The sequence below is a fragment of the Cellulophaga algicola DSM 14237 genome (assembly GCF_000186265.1).
GTDB classification, from domain to species: Bacteria; Bacteroidota; Bacteroidia; order Flavobacteriales; family Flavobacteriaceae; genus Cellulophaga; species Cellulophaga algicola.
In genome coordinates, this window is record NC_014934.1 from 3,495,242 (window position 1) to 3,513,627 (window position 18,386).

An 18,386-nucleotide genomic window follows, 5' to 3' on the forward strand; every position below is an offset into this window, starting at 1 on the left:
CATATGGATTTAGTTCTAGAATCAAAAAATATAAATAAGCATTTTTTAAAGCCTAAAGATTTTCACGTTTTAAAAGACATCTCCTTCCGAATTGAAAAAGGAGAGTTTACTTCTATTATGGGAAAATCTGGATCAGGAAAGTCCACTTTGCTCTATATCTTATCTACCATGGATACAGACTATACAGGAGAATTGTATTTGAATAATGAATTGGTGACCGGTAAACAGCATCAAGAACTTTCTAGAATCAGAAATAAATATGTAGGTTTCGTCTTTCAGTTTCACTATCTACTTTCAGAATTTACAGTGTTAGAGAATGTGATGTTACCCGCAAAGAAACTAGGCGAAAAATCGCATCAAGAAATTGAGTATTTAGCGATGGAGAAATTAAAAATGTTAGCTATAGATAAGCTAGCTTTACAACGTGCTTCTAGAATTTCGGGAGGAGAAAAACAACGAGTAGCTATTGCTCGAGCTTTAATTAATAATCCTGTAATTTTAATGGGAGATGAACCCACAGGAAATTTAGATAGTCATAATGCAGATAATGTGTTCAATATTTTCAAGCAATTGAAAGAAGAAGAAGGACTATCTTTATTAATTGTAACTCATGATGAAGATTTTGCAAATAAAACGGATCGCATTATCCAAATGGAAGATGGTAGGATTATACCTTAGGAAAACACAAAACTATAATTTAAATATTTGATAAATGAAAAAAGTACATAACGTATTAACGGAGATTTCTGTTTTGATTAAAAAGATAGAAACAGATTACCCAGAACTATATCAATTTTTAGATGAAAACCCTATAACCTTACCTACAGAACTTCATCCAAAATTAGACAGCAATACACTCGAAGATTATTTAACAGATCTAAAAAGTTTATTAAAACATCATATTGAAAATCATATTAAATCTAAAAAATAAGACTAAAAATCGTCAAACCGTTGAAGTTTTTGTCTTAATAGACGTATTTCGTTTTGCATCGCCATAGTGCGTTCTAATAGTTGTTGTACGGCATCAAGACCTTCAATGTTAATATTGAGGTCTTGATGTAAGCGCAGCATTTTTTCTACCTTGGGCAACTCTTCCAAAGAAATAAAAGGACTGTCATTTACGATTTTTAATTCGATGATGTCATAGTCATATAATTCAGTAACGAATGCTACTTCTATTTCGTGACCACTACAAAAATCATTAAGTTGTATTAATTGTGTTTCCATGTGTTTCCGATTATAGGTTTGTGGCTGCTAATGCTTCAAATAATTCTTTTTGTTCTTTTGTTAAATTAGTAGGTATTTTAATTTGATAGGTAATATAAAGATCTCCAAATTGATCTTCTTTTTTGTATTTAGGGAGTCCCTTTCCTGATAATTTTATTTTGGTACCGTTTTGTGTTTCTGGTTTTACTTTCAATTTTACTTTTCCTGATAAGGTATCTATAGTGATCTCATCTCCTAAAATAGCTTTGGTCAAAGGCAGTTCTATTGTTTTGTAAAGATTAGCACCTTCACGCGTAAACTCCGTATTGTTTTTTACGGTGAATTTTATGAATAAATCTCCGGCAGGACCGTTATTAACCCCAGGTCCGCCATGGCCTGTAATTTTAATGGTTTGTTGGTCTTCTATCCCTGCAGGAATTGTAATCCGAATATTTTTATTGTTTACCGCTAAAGTCTGTTTATGCGTGGTTAGAGTTTCTGTTAAGTTCAAGGTAATTTCTGCATTATAATCTTGCCCTCTAAACTTGGTGTTTTGTCTTGAGGATCTAAAATTACCTTGTTGCCCCCCACCAAACATACTTTCAAAGAAATCTGAGAAATCTTCATTAGATTGTCCGCCAGAAAAACCTCCAGAACCACCATAGTTTTGTCTGCTACGCTGATTTTGACTTTGTTTTTGTCTTTCAAATTCATCAGCATGTTGCCAATCTTTTCCGTATTGGTCATACTTTTTGCGCTTCTCTACATCACTAAGCACTTCATTGGCCTCATTAATTTTTTTGAAATTTTTCTCTGCTTCTACATTATCCGGATTTAAATCTGGATGATGTTTCCGTGCCATTTTGCGATATGCTTTTTTGATGTCGCTAGCAGATGCACTTTTAGTAATGCCTAAAACCTTATAATAATCTATGAATTCCATATGCTTATGATCCCGTATTAATTTAGTTTTACGTTTAAAAAACTAACTATAAAGTTACGAAGAGAACTGGTCATTAAAAAATGATATATGTCATCTGTGTTCAAAAAAAAGTTTCAGTGTAAAAAAAAAATCCAATGTAAGTACATTGGATTTTAAATATTGATTTAGGCTTTATTTTTATTTATAGTGTATGGCAATTTTAGCCAGTTGCCCTACAATTTGTATAGAATCTTTCATAGAAAGTTTAGAACCATCGGCGTGAATCCATCTTTTTAATGGTTGCTCACAAATCATAGTTTGTACTTTATCTTTACCATAATGCTTGCGCATACGCATAAAAATCTCTACATCAAATAACCAACGGGTAATAAATTTTTTCTGAAAAACTAATTCTACCAACTCTTTATCCATTATTTTGGCACCACATTGGGTATCATTAAATGGCATTTTTAAAATAGATCTAATGATAAGATTTATAGTCATACTGATTATTTTCCGTGCAGATTCTTTGGTGATATTAGCACCCATTCTACTCATGCGAGAACCGCTGACAATTTTAAAATCTGATGTTTCCATTGTTTTTACCAAGTCATCAAAATCTCTAAAATCTGTAGATAAATCGGCATCTAAATAGCCTATGTAATCTAATTGTGAATCTTTGGCTAAATGTAGCATTCCTTGGCGTACTGCCTCTGCTTTACCACCATTCTTCTCACAATTATAAACACTTATTTTATTTTCATTGCCCTTACGTAATTCTTCTAGTACTTCTAGCGTACTGTCTGTACTACCATCATTTACAAAACATAAATGATACCCAAGGTTATTATGTACAAAACTCTTAAAGGCCTCACCGGATAATCTCTCCTCTTCATTATAGCAAGGAATTACCACTCCAACACAATATTGTTGTAGCATTTGTCCTTCACTTTTACTACATACACTGGTTGTTGTATTGGGGGTCCCAATAATACGTTTTACACGTGCCGCTACTTCGCTTAAGCTCACGGGCTTTTTCATGTAATCATCGATGCCTAAATCAAAACCATTTACAATAATTTTTTCATCAGTATTACCCGACATCACCAAAATTGGAACTTTTGATTCCTCAATTATTCGAATATGTTTTACAACTTCAAGACCAGTCATTCCTGGCATATTTATATCAAGAATTACTAACTCTGGCTCAAATGTTTTAAAAAGTTCAATACCTTTTACACCTGAATCTGCAGTTTTTACTTCGTATCCTAACTCTATTAGTCTTTTTTGTAGCGACATAAGAATTAATTGTTGGTCATCAATAGCTAAGATTTTCATGGGTTTTGGTTTGGGAGGGTTTTAATTTTAGTATTTAACAATGATATTACGAATATGAATAGTATTATTTTAGCTTTGGTTTACTTACATTTATCTATAGTTGAATCGTTGTTATGTAAGGTTAAGTACATCATCTCATTATTTAAACAAAACACATTAATATGTAAATTCTTACAAAAAAGAAAGTAAATAACTATAGTATAACGTGAATTTATGTTTATTGTTATATTCCCCTAATAAATTTATTATTTTATATCTTTGATTTTGTTGTATTTTCTTACCACAACGTTCTAAATGAAGAAAAAAACCAATACCCTTTTAATATTAGCTTTAATTGTAGGTCTCGCTTTTCATGGGTCTGCAATTTTCTTCACCTTAGAATCTACCTATGATGCCTTAATACATTTGTTTTTTGCAGATCATTATGCAAATTCATGGTTTGATCCTTGGGAATATAGATGGTATACTGGTTTTACCGTACAATCTTACCCACCCTTAGTACATCAGGTCATAGGTATCCTTTCTTATATTGGAGGCTTAAAATTTGGGATGTATACGGTAGCATTATTAGCTATAGTATTGTTTATTACTGGAGTTTATAGATATACGCTGCTCATGACCGGCAGTAGGAGAATTGCTGGTTATGGGTCCATTTTAGCAGTTTTTTCTTCCACCTTTGTAGAAACCCTTCATATTTTTGGGCAATTACCCAGTATTACGGCACTTTCTATTTTACTACATTCTATGCCCGAAATATACTTGTGGATAAGGACAGGTAAAACCAGGTATTTTTTAACCAGCATTTCAATGCTTGCCGTTACTGTAACTTCGCATCATGTAACGCCAATATTTGGAATGGTATTTTTTATAGCCCCCTTAATTGGTATGGCGGTTATGGATGCTGCTCGTGAACGTGTAAATACTTACAAAGAGCTTTCCTTTAAAATTTTCTGGAATACTACATTACAACATTTTTGGCGTATAGCAAAGTTTGGTTTAACCAGTATATTTTTAATTGTATTCTGTATTTTTCCATATTGGTATAACTCTAAACGTAACCCTATAACCCAGGTAGCTATACCACACGGTTCTCGTGATAATTTTTTAGAAGTTACTTCATCAGGTCTTGTTTTTTTTGTAATTCCTTGGGGTATATTTCTTTTTGTTTTACCTTATTTTTTCTATAGGTATTTTAGTAAAAGATATATTTTCTTTGGCTTGTCTTTTGCGCTACTTACAATTTTAGGTACAGGTGGTACAACCCCTATACCGCTATTAATGCTAGGAGAAAATGCTTTTAATATTTTAACATTAGATCGTTTTACGCTATGGGCTACCATTATGGCACTACCCATTTTTGCAGAATTTGCGTATCGCATGGTAGAGGGCGATTTAAAAGTTCTTGTTCAAGAGAAATTTGGGGGAGTTTATCACAGAGTTTTAGGCGGATTAATTGCTGGTGGAATGTTATTTGTGGTCATGTTCACCATGACTTTAGGATACTTTAGACCCTCGCAACCCGCAAAAATTAATGTATTGCCTATTGTAAATTTTCTTGGTGCAGATTCACATGATTCTTGGCGTTATTTACCTTTAGGTTTTGGGGATCAAATGGCTTGGCTTTCGGCACAAACAAAAGCGATGACTGTAGATGGTAATTACCATTCTGCAAGAAGATTACCAGAATTAACTACGAGAGCTATTGAGCGTATTGAAAACTCTAAATTTAGAGGGGTAGAAGGCATAGGCTCTTTACAGCAGTTTTTAACCGTGCCAGAGAAATACAATTTAAAGTATATATTTTCTAATGATAAATTCTATGACCCTATCTTATATTATTGCGGTTGGCAGCGTTTACAGCAGTTAGAAAATGGAATTATGGTCTGGGAAAAGCTAAATGTACCCCCCATTCCCCAAATTATACCTAAGGAGGACGTGCCTACCATCATGAAAATTATGTGGGGAATTATACCCCTATCTACAGTGCTTATTGCATTTATAATTAATATTCAACTTATTTGGGTTCGCCTTTTAAAATCTAGAAAAATAGAAACACCATCTTTTATGAAGTTGGAATTGCCCTATAAAAAGTTTTCTTATAAGCTTTTGATATTTTCTCATTTCTGGGCATTGATAGTTTTAATGTGCTTAGGATATGGTATTTATCTGTTCTATATTAAAAATGTAGCACAGTATTCGGCAAAGAATGTGGTAGAGGCGTATTATGATGCTTTAGATTTTAAAGAATTTAATAGAGCACATAAATATCTAGATCCTAATAGCAACATTACCATTGCCCAATATATGTTAGAGGTCTCTGTTACAGATGGTATTCTAAGTTCTTATGCTAAAATGGATTCTTTGCACGTAGAAATTTTTGACGAAACCCCAACAAGTGCTAAAGCCAAAGTAGCAACTAGATGGATTACGCCATTAGAAAATTTATACAGTAGTGATTATCATGAGCTTATTAAAAGAAAAAACAAATGGTATATAAAGCCATCAAAGTTTGATAATGATATTCCTCCAGATCAATTATTTACCGCTAATGGTACCACTTTTTATAACCATGGTAGAAGAAAAATATCAACACAACAAACGTATCATGAAGATGTATTAAAGCAACCGGTATTAGAGATATTAAGTGCTAAGTTGGTGAAAAATAAAGGTCAATTTAGCATCATAGGCGAATTGCAAAATGTAGATAATGTTCCGGCAGATATTGTAGTAAAAGCAACTCTTTATAATGACAATAATAAAGAATTGGCCAACTATAATGCTAAGTATCATATGAAGCATAAATTAATGCCTAAGGAAACTACAGCTTTTAAAATAAATTTTGAAGGTATAGCTTGGTCTTCCACAAAAGATACATTGCCACCTACGTTTGATCCAGATCAATTTACACCTATGAATTTTGAAGACCAACCCACAAAATTTAATCTGCAATCTGCAGGTAATGTTGCTAATACAGATTTATATAAGGGTGTTGCATTGCAAGATTTAGAATACACGGAACAAGGTTTTAATGGTGTGCTTTTTAACTCTGGCGTTCAGGAAGTTACCATTCCGCAATTAATTATATCTTATTATAGCAAAGACCATGAATTATTATGGGTAGATCATGCTTTTGTGCCAGAAGGAGTTCGCATTCAAAGAAAACAGTTTTTCAATTATATACCAGAACAGTTAGATAGTTTAGAGATTATTAATAGCAGTTTAAAGAATTGTTTTGTAAACGGATTGCCTAATTCTGCTATTTCGGATAAAATTTTCCCGGATAGAAAACTCAGCCACGGACCAAGTCAAACTCAACCTTTTAAAGGAATTGGGTATGAGTATATAAAATTTGAAATTAACAGTTATATTGGAAATCCAAAGTAATATGTATAAAAATTTGCTCCTAGGTCTCTGTTTAATTTTTATAGGATGTTCTTCAAAAAAAGAAGAGCCGCTACCTGTTGTTCCTATGAATGCAGAATTAGTAAGCACTATAGCCAATTATACCGCGGGAGATGCTATAACGCTAGCTTTTAAAACAGAAACCCAAGCTCCCAATCTTAGGCTATATATTAGAAATGCCTTCGGTACCTTGTTATTATCACCCCAAAATATAGAAGGATCCATAGTTTTTTCTCTTCCAAATAATTTTTCACGAATGGCAGGAAAATGCCACTGGAAATTTCTTCAAGCGGAGCAAACCATTTTAAAAGGTGAAATAGATATAAGCCCAAATTCAGCAAAGGAAACCAATATGGAAACCTATTTTGGACCTAGAAGTATTACAGCAGGGAATAGAGACTATTCTATGTTAGTAATTGCCCCGACAGATATCTATGATAACCCTGTGCCAAATGGAACGGAGGTAACTGTAAAATCACAATTCCTAAATTCTATTGATGCGTATAAGGTTACCACCAATAATCTAATGGCTTGGTACAATGTAAAGTCGACAAAAAAATCTGGAAGAATATTAGTTACCTCAGCATGTAATGGTACCACATCAAAAGAGCTAACGACCATTGTGTACCCATCTAATGCTACTAATTTTAAAATAGCTGCATTTAGAGCTCATGATTATGCAGATGGAAATCAAATTTTGAAACTAAAATCAGATATTATTTATGACGAATTCGGGAATGTAGTTAGCGATGGAACATTGGTTACTTTTATTATTAAGAATGATAAGGATGCTTATTTATACACGGTAGGTACCACCTTAGAGGGAAAAGTAGAGGGGAGAACGTTACACCCGTCTGAAGCTGTAAATTGGGAGATTCAAGCATTTATTACAGGAGCTTCAGAAAGTAATATTATTGATGTAGCTTTTAAAACTGCTATTTCTGATTATAAAGTATCTTTTTCAAAAGGGAACAGAAATATAGATATAGGACCTTTAGAAAGCTTTATGAATCAATTGGTGCCCGATGGTATTTTGGTACAATTAGACATCTATACAGCAGATGATAAATTTGTTGAAACAAGAAAAACAACGACCAAAAAGGGGGTAAGTACAATTTTTATAAATCCAGAATACTTGCCCAAAGGCACGTATAAATTAGTGGTAAAAACGGCAGGAATAACTAAAGAGTTTACAAAAGAACTGAATGGCATTTAAATTAAATAAGACACTTTATAGAATCATAATTATTGTCACATTTGTGGGAGTAAATGCACTTATTCTCTCGGGTATAGGTTCTGCATGGGTATTTTTAAATACAGGTGCAGACCGTACTTCTATGTTGCATTTAGAGGTACCTATGGATGAGGTGTATAGGCCTAGTATAGAATGGACCGATCTGGAAAATCCAGGCAGACCTATAGAAGAACAGACCTTGGGGGAAATTACTAATGACTACTTAAATGCTTGGCACGTACGGAACATCGCCTTTAAAAAGAATGATTATTACGGGGTTGAAGATTTTTATACCGATAGTGCACGTGTCCGCTTATATGATAATATAGATCTTAATTTAAAAAACAATAATTGGTATAAACGAACAACATTAAGCCATAAAACAGCTGTAGATTTTTATAGTACGGATGGGACCATGGTGGTTTTTAAGGATTACAATGTTGAGGAATATCAAGAAATATATACAGGAGAAGAATTATTGTATGCAGAAAAAGACACGACCAGTTACCATGTCATGATGCTTTTAGAAGATGGCTTCTGGCGAATAAGGCATTTAAAAGAAATTGAAAATAGTCCGGATACCACAAAAATAGCAGATCGCAATATTAATTCTAAAATTGAAAAAATAAAGCAATTAAAAGGAATCAATTATTATCCAAAAGATTCGCCTTGGGATACTTTTGGGAAACGATTTAATGATACTGTAATAGATAAAGATTTCAAAATTTTACAAAAAATGGGAGTAAACGCCATTCGTATTTTTGTGCAGTATGAAGATTTTGGCAAGAGTATGGTAGCTTATAAAAAGATAAATTCCTTGAAGAAAATTTTAGATCTAGCGGAACAAAATAACTTAGATGTGCTTATAACATTATTTGATTTTTATGGAGATTATGATGTTTCTAATTGGACCTTAACGCACCGCCATGCAGAAGCAATTGTAAATGCCGTAAAAGAGCATCCAGCATTATTAGGTTGGGATCTAAAGAATGAGCCAGATTTAGATTTTGAATCTCGGGGACGTTTACGGGTATTGGGCTGGTTAGAGCAAATGATCGCAAACATTAAGAAATGGGATAGAAACCATCCTGTAACAATAGGGTGGTCTTCTCCAGAAGCTGCGGTAGAATTAGCAGATCAGGTAGATTTTGTTTCTTATCATTATTACAAAGAAGCCAGTAAATTTAAAGTAGCGCATCATAAATTAGCCAAAGCCGTTCCAACAAAGCCTAAATTATTACAGGAATATGGTGTTTCATCATATAAAGGATTATGGAATTTATATCGTGGTGCTAATGAACAGGGGCAGCTTGAATACTATGAAGAAATGCAAGCTATATTGTCTAAAGAAAAGATTCCTTTTATGTTCTGGACCTTATACGATTTTGAAAAAGTACCAAGTTCCGTAGCAGGTAGTCTCCCTTGGAAATCAAAAAAACAGCATTTCTTCGGTTGTTTAGATTCTTTAGGCAATCCTAAGCCTTCTTTTAAGGTATTATCAAATTTAAAATAATATAGATATTTTACTTCAAAGTACCCCGACACTATCTTGAGTTAGGGGTTTTTTTTTGATAGGGTATAAAAAAAAGGAGAGTAGACCACAACATCTCTCTCCTTTAACACACATAATCACTAACCAAAGTTATAAGTAAGTTTATTTTTTTAGGATTATGCTTCTTTAAAAGAAGGGAGAGTAGACCACAACATCTCTCTCCCTTACACACATAACCACTAACCAATCTTAAATATCGTATACTATTTTTTTTAGGGTGATAAAGTTTAAATAAAGGAGAGTAGACCACAACATCTCTCTCCTTTTATCACACATAATCACTAACCAAAATTTTGTATTGTTTTGTGTTTTTTAAAAAGGAGATTTGACTTACATCGCCTCTCCTTTCTTCACATAACCAATAATAAAAGTGTAATTATTTTAAGCCTGTTCCTCTTGTAATTTAGGTAAAGGCATTTTTTTTTCTATAATAGTATTAAAATGAGTTAAGTACATTTCTGCTATGCTAGACATTGGTAATGAACATGCAGCTGTATAATTGGTATGTCCTAAACTTCTTCTGTACGTGTCATTGGTAATTATATTCTGTATGGCATCTGCCAAAGAGGTAGAATTATCTGCATCAAAGAACTCTCCTCTATAGCCTTCTTCTTTTACTAGAATACTTAAATCTCCTAAATCAGGTAACGCAACGGCATTGCCATAACTTCCTGCTTGATGTAATACTCCAGAACTCCCTGTAGTAGATGTGTATGGAAATACGACAACAGCGCTATCCCTAAATATTTTTTCTACATCTTCCTCTGCAACATAACCAGTAAATCGTATTTGAGGTACTGCATTGTATTTTGTTTTCATTTCCTCTAAATATCCTGGTGTATTTGGGCTATCGGTTCCAGCAATAACAATTTCAATATTTTCTTGTGTTCTTTTCCGAATAAGTTCAACAGCTTCTATTAATATTTCTACTTTTTTGTAAGTGCCGAACTTTCCAAAGGCCATCACTTGTTTAGGTCCTGCTGGTAAATTATAGCTTGGAGTAGGAGGGGTTTCAAATGCACCATGCGGAATTAAAGCTATATTTTTTGCGGTATATTTTTCTTCTAGAATAGTAACATATTTACTAATTGTTACCGCAACGACATCTGAAGCAAGTACAAATCTGGTTAAAGTAGTACCTATAAAATTATATATTTTTTGTAATAGTTTATTTTCTGTAAATCCGGCACTTTTTAAATCTACTTGCTCTAAAATGTTGTGTAATAATGAAATGGTAGGAATACCTTTAAACTTACATATTGCAGGTAAAAGAAGACCTAAAGCTGCAGGGATTTTTTTATCTCCAAATTTTAAAAATTGAAGGTTAAATAATATGGCATCTGGTTTTGTTTGGTTCAACGCTTTATTGACGCTAAAAATAGTACCATAACTATTAAAACTCCAACATTCTTTCACTGTTATTTTACAACCCTCTTCAGTAAAAGCTAGCTCTTTCTCACCTTCAGTCTTATCGCAAATAAGAATAAGCTCAGTGACCTGATCTTGTAATCTAAAATGTTTTACTAAGTGGTAACCATATTCTGTTAAGGTTACTTTACTAGGTGGATAAGCGGTGACAATGGCTAGTTTCATGGTTTTGTTTTTAATAATTTGGTTTGTGTTTTACAAATATGGTTTGTTATTGGCTGTTATATTTTTATATGCTGCCAAGGTTCGTTTTACTGCCGTTGAAAGAAATGATACTTTCGATAAGCAGATTTATTCATTATAATTTCGATTTTTTCAATAAAAAATAAATGATTTGTACTGCTAATAAAATGGCCATAGCTATAATTTGTACTTGTACGACTATTTCTAACGTGTCATGATAAAACACGACTAATATAATTTGAGACATGCCTAATAACCCTGATAGTATTACGGGTACATAATGATCTAATGACAAGAAATAATAGGCAAATATGTTTCCAATAGCGAATAAGGATGTGGCTAAAGCGTATTGCCATAATAAACCAGCCATAGCTATATAGGCATCACCAAACATGATGGTAATAATAAACTCAGGCATGATATAACAAGCTGTTACAATAACAGCCGATAAAAGCCCTATATACCCAACATATTTAAATAATATAGGAGCGGTAGGCTCACCATCCTTTTGTTTTTGAACTACCGTGGGTAACAATAGCATGACAAACATCCAAGCAACAAAGTAAACCACTCTCCCAATTAACGCTAGCGAGGCATAAAGACCCGCATCTAATGCATCAAAATAATGTTTGACCAAAAGAATATCGCTGTTATTTATGATAATTTGAGTAAATTCATAGCAGGCGGTAAGAATCATAAACTTCGTTACTCGCTTTGCATTTTCTGGTAATAATTTTGCTTTGGATGTAAAGGATAAATCTTTTAAATCTGAAGGGATTAGTCCAAATATAAATGAAATCCCTATACCTAATGCCACTAAAAAAGAGGACTCTAAAGGGACTAATAATAAGAGTGCTATAGTGATTAGCAACCTACTCCACATTTCGGTTTGGTAGGTTATTGATAGATTTTTAAAATCTTGATTCCCTTGGTAATTTCCTCTATTTACACTCATGAAAAAGTACAAAGGCACACCAATACCAAACAGAATAAACATCCAATGGCTTTTTGTATGAAAGAGTTCCTGTAAGTTTTTAGAAAATACGATGATTAGTATTCCAGCAATAGTGCCAAAAATAGTAGCATGTTTATAACTTCTATTTTTAAAACTTAACCACTGATCTCCTGAAAATAATACTGCAAATTTTGCGGTAGCCAGTTGAAATGTCATTCCTACAAATGATAAGACTAATAATAAAGTAATTAATAAAGCAGCTTCAGCGAATGCTTCGGGTCCTAATAAACGACCTAATAATAAATTGTAAATATAATTACCACCGTTTACTAATAAAACACTACCCATGAACAATTGTTCTGGTGTAATTTTTTTAAGTAAGATTTTAATGGTAGACATTCTAATTTGGTTATTTGGTTTGATTGGTGGACTTCTTTAAAAAGCACATAGCTATAACGTTAAAACTTTAAAATATTGTAGGATTATTCTTATATTTTATAAAATTTAAATTAAATAATGTTTAAAAATCCGTTCCTATTTCTATCAAATAAAGAGTTCTTAAGAGGTCTTTTAAGGCTGGTTTCGTTGAGTTACCTATTGTTATAGATGAATGAACAATTACTTCTTTCCAAAATAAAGTATCGAAGTATAGTTTTACTAGGATTAAAAAAACAGCAATGAATGCTAATATTTTCGCTAAAAAACCGTTATTTAAAATGTAGTAAAAAACGTACAAAATATTCCATGAGAAAGTTTATCCTTATTATACCCATACTTTTTTGTCAATTGCTATTGTCTCAAACAGATGATATGACTAACGGTTTCAAATTACTAGAAAAAGGTGATTTTGAAAAAGCAGAAACATTCTTTAAAGAGTATCTGGGGGAGTATCCTGATAATAAAACTGCAAAACTTTGCTACGGTAGAGCGGTAGGGCTTAGTGGTGATCCAGAAAAAGCAAACGCTATGTTTAAGTCTTTGTTGGTAGAATATCCAGGAGATTTTGAGATCCAGATTAATTATAATGAATCTTTTCTTTGGGATAAAAAATATAGTGAAGCAGAGCCTTTGTATGAGGAGTTAGTTTCGGAGAATCCAGAAAATTTTGGTGCTGTTTTAGGATATGCGAATACCTTATCTAATTTAAAAAAGTATAGCAAAGCTTTAGTTATGGTGAATAGGGCTATTGCATTACAGCCAGAAAATGTAAGTGCTAAAGTTTCAAGAAAATATATGAAATTAGGCTATGCCAATAGCTATGTAAACAACCAAGAATATCAGAAAGGAATAAATTATTTAAATGAAATTTTCACAGATTTTCCTGAAGATAGGGATGCGTTATTAAACCTAGCCAATGTATATCTGATCATTAAAGAAACAGAAAAAGCTAAAAATATCTATACCCGTTTGGCGATAAGTCCAAAAGATTCTATTACAGCATTAAATGGTATTGCGCTTGCAGAACATATAGGAGAGAATGATAAAGAAGCTTTACGCGTTGCAATACAGGCAAAAGAAAAGGTAAACGCTATTGATGATACAAAATTAAAAGAGCAAACCTATGATCGGTATGTACAAGCTCTTATTTGGAATAATAAATATGGAAAGGCAAAAGAAGAAATTGCGTTATTAGAAAAACGCTACCCAGAAAAGAATTGGTTTGCAGCTCTAAAGGCTACTCGTGGCATGTACACGGCAGATTTTAAAACAAGTTTAGCTAACTATGATGCCATTTTAGCAAGAGACAGTGCTTCGTTTGATGGAAACTTAGGAAAAGCAAATGCTCTTTTTGCATCAGATAGAATAATACCAGCCTATGAAGCTGCATTTCAAACTTTAAAAATATTTAATAAACAAAAAGATGCCCAAGGTTTTATAGAGAAGCTTAACATACAATTTACGCCCAGTGTAGAAGAGCATATTGCATATACTTTTGATAATGGTAATAATGTGGCCTATTCAAGCAATACAAGTTTTAATGTACCAATTACGACAAGGTTGTTAACGACCTTAAGCTATCAATATAGAAATACAGAAAATTCTGTGACCCTAAATAAAGCACAATCACATGTAGTACTTGGAGGTATAACGTATAAGCTTATGCCGAAAACAAATTTGAAGGCTATTGTTGGAATAAATAATTCAAGCGGCACAGATATATCTTATACACAACCTGTTTTTGATATAAAACTTCAGACACAACCTTTTAAGCTTCAGAGTTTAGATTTTGGATACCAAAGAGAGGTGCAAAGTTTTAATGCAGAATTAATTGAACAAGAAATTGTAATGAACCATTTTGGCTTAAATTATAATTTAGGAACCAATTTTAAACTTGGTTGGTATACTCAGTTAATGCATACGAGACAAACAGATGATAACATACGAAACCTACTTTTTACTTCGCTCTATTACAATGTTTTTAAAAAGCCAGCCTTTAAAGTAGGATTAAATTTTCAGTACATTACATTTAAAGACCAATTACCCATCATATATTTTAGTCCAGAAACCTACCAAGCTTTTGAATTGTTTGGTGATTTAAGAGGTAAATTCTCTGAAAAGACTACCTATATGCTAAGTGCAGCTTCAGGATTACAAAAAGTGGAAGAAGATGATCAAACTGTAATTTTTAGAGCTGAAGTAGGGGTAAAACATCAATTTAACAAAAGATGGAATGTAGAGCTGTATGGTAAATATAGTAATATAGCTTCTGCTACCGCAGCTGGTTTTGAGTTTACAGAAATTGGTTTAAAAGTAAAATGGTTGTTTCTTAAAGAACCATTTTACTTTAAGAAGTTGAAGAAAAACAATGAATAATGCTTACTTAATAAGACCCCTTACAAAGATAGTAGGGAGTATATAGCTGACATTTATGGTATTTTAAAAGCTTGTTTTTAAAATAATAGAATATAAAATCGGGGGGTAGCGTAGTTCTTACAGAAGATTAAGTCTTCTCATTAATTCTGGTCGGTTAGATCTACTTATAGGGATTACACTCTTCTCTATCAAAACACTATTGTCCTCAATGTCAATAATTTTAGTAAAATTAATGATATAAGAACGGTGTATTTGCAAGAACATATTATCAGGTAATTTATCTTTAATACTCTTTAACGTATTGTGTACACGATAGTTCTTCTTTTCCGTTTTTACTTCAATATAATCGCCTTTTGCTTCTACGACTAATATTTCATTTAACTTTAATTTTATCAACCGTCTATCAATATTAATGTAAATATCTTCCTCTGCATTAGAAGCTGCTTTTGTTGTTACTTGCGCAGGAACTTTAGCTTTCTCTAGGGCAGTTTTTACCTTTACAATAGATTTCTCAAAACGAGCTTGTGTAATAGGTTTTACCAAGTAATCTACAATAGCTTCATATTCATATGCTTCAATAGCAAAATTAGTATCTGAAGTTGTTAAGACTATTCTAGGAGGATTTTTTAGTGTTTGAACAAAATCTATTCCTGTAAAGCCTGGCATATGAATGTCTAAAAATATTACATCAACAGTTTGCTGATTTAAAAATTTCATGGCTTCCATGGCATTAGAAAAAGATTCTATAACATCTAATTCTGGGATTTTAGAACATAATTGTTCCACAATCATTCGTGCAGCACCTTCATCGTCGACTATAATACAGTTCATAAATTATAGGTTTTTAATGTATTGTTCAATTTTGTCCAAGATAAATAAAAATTTATCGTTTAATGTAGAATCTCCTTTTTTTAAATCTTCCTCATAAATCACAGCAGTTTTGTAATCTTCAACCAAACCAAGGATGTTTAGTTTATGCTTCAATTTATGAACAATGTCTGCAGTACTTTTATAGTTTACTGCGGTAATACAACGTATGTATTCTTGTTTTTCTAAAGGTATTTCTTCTTTTAATACAGAAATAAACTTCTGCTCAAATTCGGTATCATCACCAGATAATTCTTTTATATAGTCAAGATTTGGTTGCTGTTCCATATTATTTTTTTAAAGTAAAATATATTGTAGTTCCTTTATTTTCTTCAGATTCTAGCCAAATATCCCCATCATAGATATTAACTACTTTTTTTACTAATGCTAAACCAATCCCAGAAGCTTTAGAATCGTTTTCTAGTTTCTTAAACATATTAAAAATACTTTCTTGATGTTTTTTGGCAATACCTTTACCATTGTCTGTAACAGAAAATTTCCAGAAATTGGTATCGTCAATATGTTGAATAACAATCAGTCCTTGGTCTACATGTTCTGTGGCAGTAACGGCATTGGTTATTAAATTTTTAAAAAGCTGTTCTACTTTATACTTTTCTGTTAGAAAGGTAGGTAGCTTACCATAAATTCTTACCTGAATATTTTCTGGAATGAAAATAGTTTTTTTTATCTCTTCTATTAGGTTGTTTAAATTTAGCTGTATTTGTTCTTCTTCTAATGAATCTATAACAGCATGTCTTAAAATACCATCAATAAGCGCATCCATTTTTTGAAGATTTTGAGAAACCAGATTGCAATTAGTTATACTAGCGGATGAAAATTTTTCTTTTTCATCTTCTAATATCCAAGACATTAAGGCATTGATATTTCGGATAGGTGATTTTAAATCATGCGATACCATATGTGCATAGTCATTTAAAGAAGCATTTTGCCGCTCTAAATTCTTAAGTAGGGTGTTTTTTTCTGCAGTCATTTTTATAATATCCTTGGCTTGTTTTTCTATTTTAGTAGCAAACTCTAAAGCATCTATTTCTAAGGAATCTTTAGTACTAGTTTCTTCATTTTCGGTAATTTTTGTATCATTTAAAACACGAATTGCTTTTTCTAAAATAGTTAAGGTTTTACGCTGACTTTCTGATTCTAAACGCAATACTTTATTTGTTTGAAATAATTCTTTAGAACTTATATTCATTGCTCTTTGCACCATATCTGCCTTTCCATCATAATCTTCGTAGGAGTTATTAATGGCCTCTAAAAAAGCAGTAACCTCCTCAGAATCTTTTAAATTTTCAGGTAAATGTTTTCGTATTTGTCTTTTTAGGAGTGAGTGCATTATTCGCTAATCAGAGTTAAGGTCATTGTTTGATTATGTAATTTACATCCTATTTGATTAGAAAATGGGGATAATTCTCCGTAAGAGTAAAACCCAGTAACTACTGCCTGATGGCCTATAGTTTCTATCACTTCTTCTATTTCTTCTTCTGTTCGTTGGTTCATTACCAATTTTCTTCCAATACAACTGACCAATAACGCTAATTCTGGTTTTTTTATTCTAGAACGCATAGCATATTCAGCTGCTTTAGATGCACCATCTACAATATCATCAACCGTAGACATCATTAATTGTACGGTAGCACCTTCAGGAACATCTCCTGCCAAAATCATGGTATTGGTATTTTCATCTATATTTAAAATTGTTCTGACCACAATTTCACTACTGTCTTTTACACGTAAACTTAACGGGTATAATAGAGCTGCTTGTGGCAATTCATTAGCCTTATCACCTAAATATTTTTTGTATAAATCTAAAGCCGGTTGGCTATCTAATTCATAAAGAACATTATTTACAGATTTTGTAATAACACGTTCTGGACCAAAAGCAGTCCAACCCCCATAATTAGCACAAGTAATTTCTAAGGAATCTCCATAAAGACCTATGGCAATTATTTCTCCTATTTTTGGGTTTTCATTAAATGATGATACCGTTTTTTCAAACCGAGCACCGTCACCACAGAGTCCGCCCGAAATATTAGTGTTATTAGTAATATTTTTTTCAAGACCTTTTATAAGAGCAGACCCGTTTATTAAACTCCCTTCAGAAACTATAAAAAGATGTTTTAAACCTTCTCTATCAAAGGTACTAGATAATTTTTCGCCTAGTAGTTCAGTATCACTATCAAATTTCTTTATATTTTCTGAATGTATTACATAAGAACTTTTTTCAAATGATATGGCGGTAACTGTAATACTATCATCAAAAACATTTTCACCAATTATTTCACCAGAAGTAGAACCAAATACTATATTTCCATCAGGAAAAATTTCTTTCACTTCTTTATAGATGGTATCTGATTCTAATAAATATCTATTTCCAAAAACGAGTACAAGCGGATTCTTTAAATCTTTTTTATCTGATTTAAAATCCCACTCTTTGCCTTTATGTTTTATGACTTGTACTATTTTCATT

15 protein-coding genes are annotated in these 18,386 nt (G+C 32.3%); 6 read left to right on the forward strand and 9 right to left on the reverse strand.

What is annotated here, in order from left to right; genetic code table 11:
- Positions 1 to 3: 3 nt before the first annotated feature.
- Together CELAL_RS15235 and CELAL_RS15240 are read left to right on the forward strand one after the other, a co-directional pair.
- The gene (locus CELAL_RS15235) at positions 4 to 678 is read left to right on the forward strand and encodes an ABC transporter ATP-binding protein (RefSeq protein ID WP_013551785.1); all 675 of its coding nucleotides are present in this window, start codon (positions 4 to 6) and stop codon (positions 676 to 678) included.
- A gap of 34 nt (positions 679 to 712) precedes the next feature.
- Positions 713 to 931 (forward strand): hypothetical protein, encoded by a 219-nt coding sequence (locus tag CELAL_RS15240; RefSeq protein ID WP_013551786.1) that lies wholly within the window; start codon positions 713 to 715, stop codon positions 929 to 931.
- Between the two features lie 2 nt (positions 932 to 933).
- Here CELAL_RS15240 and CELAL_RS15245 read toward each other — a convergent pair whose 3' ends face one another.
- The 3 genes from CELAL_RS15245 to CELAL_RS15255 form a co-directional block, all read right to left on the reverse strand.
- A complete protein-coding gene (locus CELAL_RS15245) occupies positions 934 to 1,227 on the reverse strand; it encodes a chaperone modulator CbpM (protein WP_013551787.1) in 294 nt (97 codons plus the stop codon).
- 10 nt (positions 1,228 to 1,237) lie between these two features.
- Positions 1,238 to 2,149: a DnaJ C-terminal domain-containing protein gene (locus CELAL_RS15250; RefSeq protein ID WP_013551788.1), complete on the reverse strand. Its 912-nt coding sequence runs from the start codon at positions 2,147 to 2,149 to the stop codon at positions 1,238 to 1,240.
- 177 nt (positions 2,150 to 2,326) lie between these two features.
- Complete coding sequence (locus CELAL_RS15255) at positions 2,327 to 3,466, reverse strand: response regulator (protein ID WP_013551789.1); 1,140 nt, start codon at positions 3,464 to 3,466, stop codon at positions 2,327 to 2,329.
- Positions 3,467 to 3,760: 294 nt separating this feature from the next.
- On the opposite strand from CELAL_RS15255, the gene CELAL_RS15260 reads away from it, so the two are divergent.
- Genes CELAL_RS15260 through CELAL_RS15270 form a run of 3 tightly spaced genes read left to right on the forward strand, consistent with a single transcriptional unit; the run spans position 3,761 to position 9,615 of the window.
- The gene (locus tag CELAL_RS15260; RefSeq protein WP_013551790.1) at positions 3,761 to 6,850 is read left to right on the forward strand and encodes a membrane protein; all 3,090 of its coding nucleotides are present in this window, start codon (positions 3,761 to 3,763) and stop codon (positions 6,848 to 6,850) included.
- 1 nt (position 6,851) lies between these two features.
- Positions 6,852 to 8,084: a hypothetical protein gene (locus CELAL_RS15265; RefSeq protein ID WP_013551791.1), complete on the forward strand. Its 1,233-nt coding sequence runs from the start codon at positions 6,852 to 6,854 to the stop codon at positions 8,082 to 8,084.
- A complete protein-coding gene (locus CELAL_RS15270) occupies positions 8,074 to 9,615 on the forward strand; it encodes a glycoside hydrolase family 2 TIM barrel-domain containing protein (RefSeq protein WP_013551792.1) in 1,542 nt (513 codons plus the stop codon). Before CELAL_RS15265 ends, CELAL_RS15270 begins: the two co-directional genes overlap by 11 nt.
- Positions 9,616 to 10,035: 420 nt before the next feature.
- Here the strand turns inward: CELAL_RS15270 and CELAL_RS15275 are convergent, their stop codons facing one another.
- Together CELAL_RS15275 and CELAL_RS15280 are read right to left on the reverse strand one after the other, a co-directional pair.
- Positions 10,036 to 11,247: a glycosyltransferase gene (locus CELAL_RS15275; protein ID WP_013551793.1), complete on the reverse strand. Its 1,212-nt coding sequence runs from the start codon at positions 11,245 to 11,247 to the stop codon at positions 10,036 to 10,038.
- A gap of 133 nt (positions 11,248 to 11,380) precedes the next feature.
- Positions 11,381 to 12,619, reverse strand: coding sequence for an MATE family efflux transporter (locus CELAL_RS15280; protein ID WP_013551794.1), 1,239 nt, complete (start codon positions 12,617 to 12,619; stop codon positions 11,381 to 11,383).
- Positions 12,620 to 12,964: 345 nt separating this feature from the next.
- Here CELAL_RS15280 and CELAL_RS15285 point away from each other — a divergent pair, with 345 nt between their 5' ends.
- Positions 12,965 to 15,034 (forward strand): tetratricopeptide repeat protein, encoded by a 2,070-nt coding sequence (locus tag CELAL_RS15285; RefSeq protein WP_041558201.1) that lies wholly within the window; start codon positions 12,965 to 12,967, stop codon positions 15,032 to 15,034.
- 117 nt (positions 15,035 to 15,151) lie between these two features.
- Here the strand turns inward: CELAL_RS15285 and CELAL_RS15290 are convergent, their stop codons facing one another.
- Genes CELAL_RS15290 through CELAL_RS15305 form a run of 4 tightly spaced genes read right to left on the reverse strand, consistent with a single transcriptional unit; the run spans position 15,152 to position 18,385 of the window.
- Positions 15,152 to 15,865, reverse strand: coding sequence for a LytR/AlgR family response regulator transcription factor (locus tag CELAL_RS15290; protein WP_013551796.1), 714 nt, complete (start codon positions 15,863 to 15,865; stop codon positions 15,152 to 15,154).
- 3 nt (positions 15,866 to 15,868) lie between these two features.
- Positions 15,869 to 16,189: a hypothetical protein gene (locus tag CELAL_RS15295; RefSeq protein WP_013551797.1), complete on the reverse strand. Its 321-nt coding sequence runs from the start codon at positions 16,187 to 16,189 to the stop codon at positions 15,869 to 15,871.
- 1 nt (position 16,190) lies between these two features.
- Positions 16,191 to 17,252: a sensor histidine kinase gene (locus tag CELAL_RS15300; RefSeq protein ID WP_013551798.1), complete on the reverse strand. Its 1,062-nt coding sequence runs from the start codon at positions 17,250 to 17,252 to the stop codon at positions 16,191 to 16,193.
- Positions 17,252 to 18,385, reverse strand: a complete 1,134-nt coding sequence (locus tag CELAL_RS15305; protein ID WP_013551799.1) for an FIST signal transduction protein — start codon at positions 18,383 to 18,385, stop codon at positions 17,252 to 17,254. Before CELAL_RS15305 ends, CELAL_RS15300 begins: the two co-directional genes overlap by 1 nt.
- Position 18,386: the final 1 nt, after the last annotated feature.

Coding starts and splice junctions, on each gene's coding strand:
- CELAL_RS15235 (WP_013551785.1), top strand. CDS start 4: ATGGATTTAGTTCTAGAATCAAAAAATATAAATAAGCATTTTTTAAAG.
- CELAL_RS15240 (WP_013551786.1), top strand. CDS start 713: ATGAAAAAAGTACATAACGTATTAACGGAGATTTCTGTTTTGATTAAA.
- CELAL_RS15245 (WP_013551787.1), bottom strand. CDS start 1,227: ATGGAAACACAATTAATACAACTTAATGATTTTTGTAGTGGTCACGAA.
- CELAL_RS15250 (WP_013551788.1), bottom strand. CDS start 2,149: ATGGAATTCATAGATTATTATAAGGTTTTAGGCATTACTAAAAGTGCA.
- CELAL_RS15255 (WP_013551789.1), bottom strand. CDS start 3,466: ATGAAAATCTTAGCTATTGATGACCAACAATTAATTCTTATGTCGCTA.
- CELAL_RS15260 (WP_013551790.1), top strand. CDS start 3,761: ATGAAGAAAAAAACCAATACCCTTTTAATATTAGCTTTAATTGTAGGT.
- CELAL_RS15265 (WP_013551791.1), top strand. CDS start 6,852: ATGTATAAAAATTTGCTCCTAGGTCTCTGTTTAATTTTTATAGGATGT.
- CELAL_RS15270 (WP_013551792.1), top strand. CDS start 8,074: ATGGCATTTAAATTAAATAAGACACTTTATAGAATCATAATTATTGTC.
- CELAL_RS15275 (WP_013551793.1), bottom strand. CDS start 11,247: ATGAAACTAGCCATTGTCACCGCTTATCCACCTAGTAAAGTAACCTTA.
- CELAL_RS15280 (WP_013551794.1), bottom strand. CDS start 12,619: ATGTCTACCATTAAAATCTTACTTAAAAAAATTACACCAGAACAATTG.
- CELAL_RS15285 (WP_041558201.1), top strand. CDS start 12,965: ATGAGAAAGTTTATCCTTATTATACCCATACTTTTTTGTCAATTGCTA.
- CELAL_RS15290 (WP_013551796.1), bottom strand. CDS start 15,865: ATGAACTGTATTATAGTCGACGATGAAGGTGCTGCACGAATGATTGTG.
- CELAL_RS15295 (WP_013551797.1), bottom strand. CDS start 16,189: ATGGAACAGCAACCAAATCTTGACTATATAAAAGAATTATCTGGTGAT.
- CELAL_RS15300 (WP_013551798.1), bottom strand. CDS start 17,252: ATGCACTCACTCCTAAAAAGACAAATACGAAAACATTTACCTGAAAAT.
- CELAL_RS15305 (WP_013551799.1), bottom strand. CDS start 18,385: ATGAAAATAGTACAAGTCATAAAACATAAAGGCAAAGAGTGGGATTTT.